The organism is Pseudoxanthomonas sp. LjRoot204_2, from assembly GCF_056175765.1.
In genome coordinates this window covers 1-8695 of sequence record NZ_JBGFFG010000113.1, presented here as the reverse complement: position 1 = coordinate 8695, position 8695 = coordinate 1, and the positions used below count along the sequence as shown (strand labels likewise).

General features: G+C 68.8%; 6 protein-coding genes and 1 pseudogene. 4 read left to right on the top strand and 3 right to left on the bottom strand.

The window, feature by feature from the left end; genetic code table 11:
• The 3 genes and pseudogenes from AC04L7_RS07290 to flhB all read right to left on the bottom strand — a co-directional run.
• Positions 1-228: pseudogene (locus AC04L7_RS07290) on the bottom strand (flagellar biosynthesis protein FlhF); the annotation flags it as partial.
• Positions 229-276: 48 nt separating this feature from the next.
• A complete protein-coding gene (flhA, locus tag AC04L7_RS07285) occupies positions 277-2361 on the bottom strand; it encodes a flagellar biosynthesis protein FlhA (RefSeq protein ID WP_435998926.1) in 2085 nt (694 codons plus the stop codon).
• The gene (gene flhB / locus AC04L7_RS07280; protein WP_435998924.1) at positions 2358-3488 is read right to left on the bottom strand and encodes a flagellar biosynthesis protein FlhB; all 1131 of its coding nucleotides are present in this window, start codon (positions 3486-3488) and stop codon (positions 2358-2360) included. The genes flhA and flhB overlap by 4 nt, the downstream gene beginning before the upstream one ends.
• Before the next feature lie 111 nt (positions 3489-3599).
• Here flhB and AC04L7_RS07275 point away from each other — a divergent pair, with 111 nt between their 5' ends.
• The 4 genes from AC04L7_RS07275 to AC04L7_RS07260 all read left to right on the top strand — a co-directional run.
• Positions 3600-3986 (top strand): hypothetical protein, encoded by a 387-nt coding sequence (locus AC04L7_RS07275; protein ID WP_435998922.1) that lies wholly within the window; start codon positions 3600-3602, stop codon positions 3984-3986.
• Between the two features lie 62 nt (positions 3987-4048).
• A complete protein-coding gene (locus tag AC04L7_RS07270) occupies positions 4049-5335 on the top strand; it encodes a TolC family protein (protein WP_435998920.1) in 1287 nt (428 codons plus the stop codon).
• A complete protein-coding gene (locus tag AC04L7_RS07265) occupies positions 5332-6609 on the top strand; it encodes an efflux RND transporter periplasmic adaptor subunit (RefSeq protein WP_435998918.1) in 1278 nt (425 codons plus the stop codon). The genes AC04L7_RS07270 and AC04L7_RS07265 overlap by 4 nt, the downstream gene beginning before the upstream one ends.
• 25 nt (positions 6610-6634) lie before the next feature.
• Positions 6635-8695, top strand: a 2061-nt coding sequence (locus AC04L7_RS07260) for an efflux RND transporter permease subunit (RefSeq protein WP_475512754.1), incomplete at its 3' end; no start/stop codon positions are given.

Sequence of the window (8695 nt, the reverse complement as noted above, 5' to 3'; positions counted from 1 at the left end):
CTGCGGTGCAGGGTCGAGCAGCGGATGCAGGGGTGCGGCCGGCGTGGCCGGGCGCATCGCCTCCAGGGTGTGCTTGACCAGCGCTTCGTCGTAATTGCTGGCGGCGACGATCTCGACGCCGTCTTCGGTGACGCGGTTGGACAGGATCACCGCGTCCGGGCCGTGTTCCTGGCGGACCATGGCGAAGGCGGTGCGCATGTCGGGAGCGACGAAGCGTTTGATTTTCATGGCGTGCTATCCGGTTCGGTATCGCGTCGGGTTCTGCTGCTCCCGGTCTCAGCTGATCGTGCCCACCAGCTTCAACCGCTTGTCTTCGGGAACCTCGCTGTAGGCCAGCACCGACAGCGAGGGGACGCTGTGGCGGACCAGGCGGGCAAGGGCGGCGCGGACCGTTCCCGGTACCAGCACCACCGCAGGCTCGCTGCGGGCTTCCTGCTTGGTCACCACGTCGGCGAGGCTCTGGTGCAGGCGTTCCGCCAGTCCCGGTTCCAGCGCCGCGCCGGTTCCCTGGGTGCTGTCCTGCAAGACGCGTTCCAGATTCGGCGCCAAGGTATAGACGGGCAGTTCCGGCGCCATGCCGGAGATCTCCTGCACGATGAAACGGCCCAGCGAGGTGCGCACGGCGGCGGTGAGCGCGGCCGGGTCGGCGTTCTGCGGGGCGAATTCGACCAGCGCCTCGACGATGCGGCGCAGCTGGCGGATGGGCACGCGCTCGATCAACAGGTTCTGCAGCACGCGCACCACGGTGGCCAGCGGCAGCGCCTTCGGCGTGAGGTCCTCGACCAGCTTCGGCGCGTTGCGGCCCAGCTGCGCGAGCAACTGCTGCACTTCCTCGTGGCCGAGCAGCTCCGGGGCGTGTTCGCGCACCAGGTGCGAGAGGTGCGTGGCCATGACGGTGGCCGGATCGACCACGGTGTAGCCCAGCGATTCGGCGGTCGCCTTCTGGTGCGACTGGATCCACACCGCGTCCAGCCCGAACGCCGGGTCCTTGCCGGGGATGCCGTCGATGGTGCCGAACGCGCCGCCCGGATCCAGGGCCAGTTCGCGGTCGGGATGGATCTCGGCCGAGGCGACCGGCACGCCGTGCACCAGCAGGCGGTACCCGTTGGAGGGAAGTTCCAGGTTGTCGCGGATGTGAACCGGCGGCACCAGGAAGCCCAGGTCCTGCGTGAGCTTGCGACGCACGGCCTTGATGCGCGACATCAGTTCGCCGCCCTGGTTCTTGTCGACCAGCGGGATGAGCCGGTAGCCCACTTCCAGGCCCAGCGGGTCGACCGGGCGCAGTTCGTCCCAGGTCAGTTCGGCGTTGCGGTCGGGCGCGCCGGGGCCGGTCAGGGCAGGCACGTCGCCGGCGGCGGCTTCGGGGCTTTCCTGGGTCCGCTTCCACATCTTCCAGGCCAGGTAGCCGATGCCGGCGGCCAGCGTCAAAAAGGCGACGTTGGGCATGCCGGGCACCAGGCCGACCAGGCCCAGCACGCCGGCCGCCACGGCCAGCGCCTTGTGCTGGCCGAACGCCTGGCCCATCACGGCCTGGCCCATGTCCTCCGAGCGCGAGGCGCGGGTCACCAGCATGGCCACCGCCGAGGACACCAGCAGGGCAGGCAGCTGGGCGACCAGCCCGTCGCCTATCGACAGCAGGGTGTAGGTGGACGCCGCCTCGGCGGCCGGCATGCCGTGCTGGAACATGCCCACGGCGAAACCGCCGATGAGGTTGATGAACAGGATCAGGATGCCGGCGATGGCGTCGCCGCGGATGAATTTGTTGGCGCCGTCCATCGAGCCGTAGAAGTCGGCTTCCGCGCGGACTTCCTCGCGGCGGGCCTTGGCTTCCTCGCGGGTCAGGATGCCGGCGTTGAGGTCGGCGTCGATGGCCATCTGCTTGCCGGGCATCGCATCGAGGATGAAGCGCGCGGAGACCTCGGCGATGCGGCCGGCGCCCTTGGTGATGACGACGAAGTTGATGATGGTCAGGATCGCGAACACCACGATGCCGACCGCATAGTTGCCGCCCACCACGAACTCGCCGAACGCCGCGATGACCTTGCCGGCGGCCTCATGGCCGTCCTGGCCGTTGATGAGGATCACGCGGGTGGAGGCCACGTTCAGCGCCAGGCGCAGCATCGTGGTCATCAGCAGGATGATCGGGAAGATGGTGAAGTCGAGCGGCCGCTTGACGTAGATCACGGCCAGCAACACCACCAGCGAGATGGCGATGTTGAAGCTGAAGAGCGCATCCAGCACCGGCGGCGCCAGCGGCACCACGATCATGGCCAGCAGCGCCAGCACGACCAGCGGCGCTCCCAGGCCGTTCTTCAGCATGTCCATCCAGCGCATGCCGCCGGTGGCCGGCTGGGCGCTCATGCCCGGCCTCCGTGTTCGTCGATATCGACGCTGGGCAGGTCGGGCAGCGCGGCTTCGCCGACGCGCCAGGCGCGCAGCTGATAGACGTAGGAGAGGATCTGGGCGACGGCGGCGTACATTCTCACGGGGATTTCCCGGCCAAGCTGCCCTTCGCGATACAAGGCGCGTGCCAAAGGCGGCGCCGAGACGATGGCGATGCGGTGGGCGTCGGCCACTTCGCGGATGCGCATGGCCAGCTCGTCCACGCCCTTGGCGACCACGGTGGGTGCGCCCATCTGCCCGGCCTGGTACTTCAGCGCGACGGCGTAGTGGGTGGGGTTGACCACGATCACGTCGGCGGTCGGCACGTCCTCCATCATCCGGCGCTGCGACATCTGGTGCTGCATCTGGCGGATGCGGCCTTTCACTTCCGGGCTGCCTTCGCTTTCCTTCATCTCCTTGCGCAGTTCTTCGCGGGTCATCTTCAGCTTCCGCAGCCAGTTCCACTTCTGGTACGGCGCATCGATGGCGGCGAGCAGGATCAGGCCACCGGTGGTCGCCAGCAGCAGGGTGCTGGTGAAGGACAGGCCGCTGCGGACGGCCTGTTCCAGTGGCATGGTCAGCAGCTCGCGCAGCGGATTCAGTCCCAGCTTCAGGCAGACCGCCGCCGCGCCGCCGATCAGGGCCACGCGCAGCAGGGATTTCAGCAGCTCGGCCACGCTCTCCGGGCCATAGAGGCGCTTGAGGCCGGACGCCGGGTTCAGTCGCTTGAAATCGGGCATCAGCGACTTCTGCGAGAACTGCAGGCCGCTCATCAGGGCCGGCGCCGCGACACCTGCCGCGACGCAGATGGCCGCCACCGGCGCGATCGCGACCAGCAGCTTCAGCATCAACAGACCGACGTAGCCGAACAGCTGGTCCGGCTGGCGCATCAACATGGGGTCGGGCGTCAGGGCCATCTTCATCCAGCCCAGCGCGTCGCGCGCCAGGCCGGGGCCCATGCCGATGATGGCCAGCACGCCCGCGCCGAACACCGCCGCCGTCGCCAGCTCGCGCGATCGCGGGATGTTCCCTTGTTCACGGGCCTCGCGAAGTCGTTTTTCGGTGGGTAACTCAGTGCGTTCGCCGCTTTCGTCCTGCTCAGACATGGCGCATTTCCGACGGGGTCGGGGTGGTCGCTGCAAGACCCGTTCCAGACCGGGCCGGAATCCCGGCGTGAAATTGCCTAACGTCACATGCGCCGGCTAGGATGCCCGCCGATGCTCCGCTTCCTCCGCCATCGCCGTGTTGCCTTGCTGCGCCTGCCTGCGCTGGCAATGCTGTTGCTGGCGGTACTGGCCAACCCCGTGCTCGCCTCACTGGGCGACCTGCACGAGTTGGGCAACGGCAACGAGCACCTGCACGCCGTCAACGAGCACGCCGACGTCGCCACCGGGCACGACCATGCCGATGGAGAAGCGGGCGAGGGTGATCTGCTGCATGCGCTGATGCATGCGAGCCACTGCTGCGGCCACCTGACTGCGATCGTGCCGGCGCCGATGCGCGTGCCGGCGATGATCCTGCCTGACGTCACTCCCATCATGGCGACGGTCCCCATGGCGCACGCGCCAAGGGCTTCGTTACTGCGGCCTCCGATCGCCGCGTGATGCCCGCAGCGGGCTGACGTCCTGTCGCCCGCGCCCCATCACCGACGTTCCGGAGACTTCCCATGTGGTTGCGACTGGCGGCATTGGCCGCCTTCGCGATCGCGCCGTGCGTGCACGCACAGGCGCCATCGCCTGCTGTTCCCCCTGACACCCTGACGCTGGACGACGCCATCGCGCGCGTTGCCCGCGTACACCCTGACCTGCGCCTGTTCGGCGCGCGTACCGAAACCCTGCTGGCCGAACGCGAGGTCGCCCTGCAGCGGCCTGCATGGCGGGCCGGGCTGGACGTGGAAAACGTCCTCGGCAGCGGCAATGCGCGTGGCTTCGATCAGGCGGAGGTCACCCTCACCCTGGCCGGCGTGCTGGAACGCGGCGGCAAGCTGGATGCCCGCCGCACGCTTGCGCAGGCCCGTATCGATGCGTTGTCCGTACAGCGCGAGGCGCAGCGCCTCGACCTGCTCGCCGACGTCGCACGGCGTTATCTCGCTGTCACCGGCGCACGCGCCGCGGCTGTCGTGGCGCGCCGGGACATCGCCCAGCGCACGCGTACCGTGGCGGCCGCACGCCAGCGCCTGCAGGCGGGTGCATCGCCCGAATCGGTCGTGCTGACCGCGCAGGCGGCGCTGGCACGTGCGGAACTCGCGCTCGCCCGCGCCGAACAGCAATCCGTGGCCGCGCGGCAGCACCTGGCCGCGTTGTGGGGCGAGCGTGATCCGCGGTTCATCCTCGCCGACGGTGATCCGCTGGCGTTGCCGCCGGTGGCGGACATGGCCGAGCTGGCCACGTTCCTGCAGGGCACGCCCGAACTGGCACAGATTGCCGACGAGCGCCGCATCCGCGAGGCACGCGTGCGCCTGGCGCGTACGGCCGCCACCCCGGATCTCGACTGGCAGGTGGGCGTGCGCCGTTTGCAGGATGGCGACGACACGGCACTGGTCGGTGGCGTGTCGCTGGCGCTGGGCGGTGCACGCCGGGCGCAACCCGGGATCCGCGCGGCCGAAGCCGATCTTGCATCGCTGGAGATCGAACGCGAGTCGCGTGATGTTGCGCTGTATTCCACCCTCACCGATGCGCATGGCCGCTACCGGGTGGCGCAGCTCGATGTGCAGCGCACGCGCGACGACGTACTGCCACGCCTGGTGCGCGCCGAACAGGCGGCCGAACGCGCGTACCGCGCCGGCGCCATCAGCTATCTCGAATGGGCGCAACTGCAGTCCGAGACCACCGCGACGCGCCGTCAGCAACTGGACGCGGCGCTGGAGGCGCATCTCGCGCTGATCGAACTGCAGCGCCTCACCGGCCAGGCCCTCGTGGCCGCACCGACCTCTGAACAAGGAATCTCCCCATGATCTTGCGTCCCCTGATGAGCGCGCTCGCGCTGTCCCTGCTGCTGGCCGCCTGCGGCGGCAAGGACGACGGCCACGCCAACGACCCGGATGGCGAAGCCGGCCACGGCCACGACGAAGGCGCTGGCCACGGTGAAGGAGACGCGGCACGCGGAGAACATGGTGGCCGCCTGCTGGAACAGGACGGCTACCGCGTGGAACTCGCCATCGCCGAGTCCGGCACGCCGCCGACCTACCAGGCGTGGCTGTATCGCGACGGCAAACCGTTGCCGGCCACCGCCGGCAGCGTCGAGGTCCGCCTGGTCCGCCTTGGCAACGTGCGCGAGAACCACGTATTGGTGCCGCAGGCGGATGGCCGCCTGCTGGCGAAGACCGTGGTCGGCGAACCGCATTCCTTCGATGTCGAAGTACTGGCCAAGGTCGAAGGCACATCGCTGCGCTGGACCTACGACAGCTACGAAGGCCGCACCACCATCGGCGCGAGGATCGCCGGGGAATCCGGCATCCGCGTCGCCCCTGTGCAGGCCGGCACCATCGCCGACGAACACGAGGTGCAGGGCCTGCTGACGCCGGTGGAAGGTCGCGTCGCCAACGTCGCCGCGCGCTTCCCGGGTCCGATCCGCCGCCTCGCCGTCAATGCCGGTGACCGTGTTCGGGCCGGGCAGACACTGGCGACGGTGGAAAGCAATCTCAGCCTGACCACGTACTCGGTCACGTCGCCGATCAGCGGCGTGGTGCTGGCGCGCAACGCCAGCGTCGGTAGCGTGGCGGGCGAGGGCGCCATGCTGTTCGAAGTCGCCGACCTGTCATCGTTGTGGGTGGACCTGCATATCTTCGGGTCCGACGCCCAGCACATCGTGCCCGGGGTACCGGTGACGGTGACGCGCCTGAGTGATGGCGTCACCGCGCAGACAACGCTGGAGCGCGTGCTGCCCGGCACCGCGACCGCCAGCCAGAGCACGGTTGCACGCGCGACGCTGGAGAACAGCGATGGCCTGTGGCGTCCCGGTTCGGCGGTGAAGGCGCGCATTACCGTAGAGCAGCAGCCTGCTGCGATGGTGGTGCCGCTCGCTGCACTGCAGACCTTCCGCGACTGGGATGTGGTGTTCGTTCGCGTCGGCGATACCTACGAGATCCGTCCGGTCGAACTGGGCAAGCGCGATGCGCAGCAGGTCGAAGTCCTGACCGGGCTGAAGGCCGGCGACCAGGTCGTCGTCGAACAGAGTTATCTGGTGAAGGCCGACATCGAGAAATCGGGGGCCTCGCATGACCATTGAGTACGACACCCGGGAACGGCGCGGACTGCTGGAGCGCATCCTGCGCTTCGCCATCGCGCACCGCTGGCTGATGATGGCGTTGACGTTGGCGCTCGTCGCGGTGGGCGTGTGGAGCTTCGGCAAGCTGCCGATTGACGTAACCCCCGACATCACCAACGTGCAGGTGCAGGTCAACACGGAGGCGCCAGGCTATTCGCCTCTGGAATCGGAACGGCGCGTGACCTTCACGCTGGAAACCGCGCTCGCCGGACTGCCCGGCCTCGACTACACGCGTTCGATCTCGCGCTACGGCCTGTCGCAGGTGACGGTGGTGTTCAAGGACGGCACCGACGTGTACTTCGCCCGCCAGCAGGTCGGCGAGCGCATCCAGCAGGTGAAGTCGCAGCTGCCCGCCGGCCTGGAACCGGAGATGGGGCCCATCGCCACCGGCATGGGCGAGATCTTCATGTACACGGTGGAAGCGGAGGAGAAGGCGCGCAAGCCCGATGGCACGCCCTACACCGCCACCGACCTGCGCACGCTCCAGGACTGGGTAGTGCGACCGCAGCTGCGCAACGTGCCTGGCGTGACCGAGGTCAACACCATCGGCGGCTTCGCGCGGCAGATCCACATCACCCCGGATCCCGCGCGCTTGGTCGCACTCGGCTTCACCCTGCACGACGTGGTGCAGGCGGTGGCGCGCAACAACCAGAACGTCGGCGCCGGCTACATCGAGCGCAACGGCCAGCAGTTCCTCGTGCGTGCGCCGGGGCAGGTCGCCGACCTCGACGGCATCCGCGACATCGTGCTGGACCGCCGCGATGGCGTGCCGATCCGGGTGCGCGATGTGGCGCAGGTAGGCGAGGGGCCTGAGCTGCGTACCGGTGCGGCGACGCTGGACGGCAAGGAGGTCGTGCTGGGCACGACCTTCATGCTGATCGGCGCCAACAGCCGCGAGGTCTCGCAAGCGGTCGCCGCACGATTGGCCGAAGCCAATCGCAGCCTGCCGGCCGGCGTGCGCGCCGAACCGATGTACGACCGCACCTCGCTGGTCGACCGCACCATCCGCACCGTGGCCAGGAACCTGGTCGAGGGCGCGATCCTCGTCGTCGTGGTGCTGTTCCTGYTSCTCGGCAACRTGCGCGCGGCGCTGATCACCGCCGCGGTGATCCCGCTGTCGATGCTGTTCACCCTCACCGGCATGGTGCGCGGCGGCGTGTCGGGCAACCTGATGAGCCTGGGTGCGCTGGACTTCGGTCTGATCGTCGATGGTGCCGTCATCATCATCGAGAACTGCCTGCGCCGTTTTGGCGAACTGCAGCAGCGGCTCGGTCGCCTGCCGACGGACGAGGAGCGTCTCGACGCGACCGCGTCGGCGACGGCCGAGGTCATCCGGCCCAGCCTGTTCGGCCTGGGCATCATCACTGCCGTCTACCTGCCGATCTTCGCGCTCACCGGGGTGGAGGGAAAGATGTTCCACCCGATGGCCATCACCGTGGTGCTCGCGCTGAGCGGCGCGATGGTGCTGTCGCTGACGTTCGTGCCGGCCGCCATCGCGCTGTTCCTGCGCGGTCGCGTGCAGGAGAAGGAAACGCGCGTGATGGGCTGGGCCCGCCGCGCCTACGCGCCGGTGCTGGCGCGGGCACTGYGTGCGCGCCTCGTCGTGGCGGGCGGTGCGTTCGCGCTGGTCGTGCTCTGCGGCCTGCTGGCCACGCGCCTGGGCACCGAATTCGTGCCCAGCCTGGACGAAGGCGACATCGCCATGCACGCCATGCGCATCCCCGGCACCAGCCTGGACCAGGCGGTACGCATGCAGTCCACGCTGGAAGCGCGGATCAAGCAGTTCCCGGAAGTGCACCGCGTGTTCGGCAAGCTGGGCACGGCGGAAGTGGCGACCGATCCGATGCCGCCGTCGGTGGCGGACACCTTTGTCATGCTGAAGCCGCGCAACCAGTGGCCCGACCCGCGCAAGCCGAAGGCGACGCTGGTGGCGGAGATCGAAAAGGCGGTGGCCGGGATTCCCGGCAACAACTACGAGTTCACCCAGCCCATCCAGATGCGCATGAACGAGCTGATCTCGGGCGTGCGTGCGGACGTCGCGATCAAG

Bases quoted from the DNA above. Each gene is read 5' to 3' on its own strand.
- flhA (WP_435998926.1), bottom strand. From the start codon at position 2,361: ATGAGCGCCCAGCCGGCCACCGGCGGCATGCGCTGGATGGACATGCTG.
- flhB (WP_435998924.1), bottom strand. From the start codon at position 3,488: ATGTCTGAGCAGGACGAAAGCGGCGAACGCACTGAGTTACCCACCGAA.
- AC04L7_RS07275 (WP_435998922.1), top strand. From the start codon at position 3,600: ATGCTCCGCTTCCTCCGCCATCGCCGTGTTGCCTTGCTGCGCCTGCCT.
- AC04L7_RS07270 (WP_435998920.1), top strand. From the start codon at position 4,049: ATGTGGTTGCGACTGGCGGCATTGGCCGCCTTCGCGATCGCGCCGTGC.
- AC04L7_RS07265 (WP_435998918.1), top strand. From the start codon at position 5,332: ATGATCTTGCGTCCCCTGATGAGCGCGCTCGCGCTGTCCCTGCTGCTG.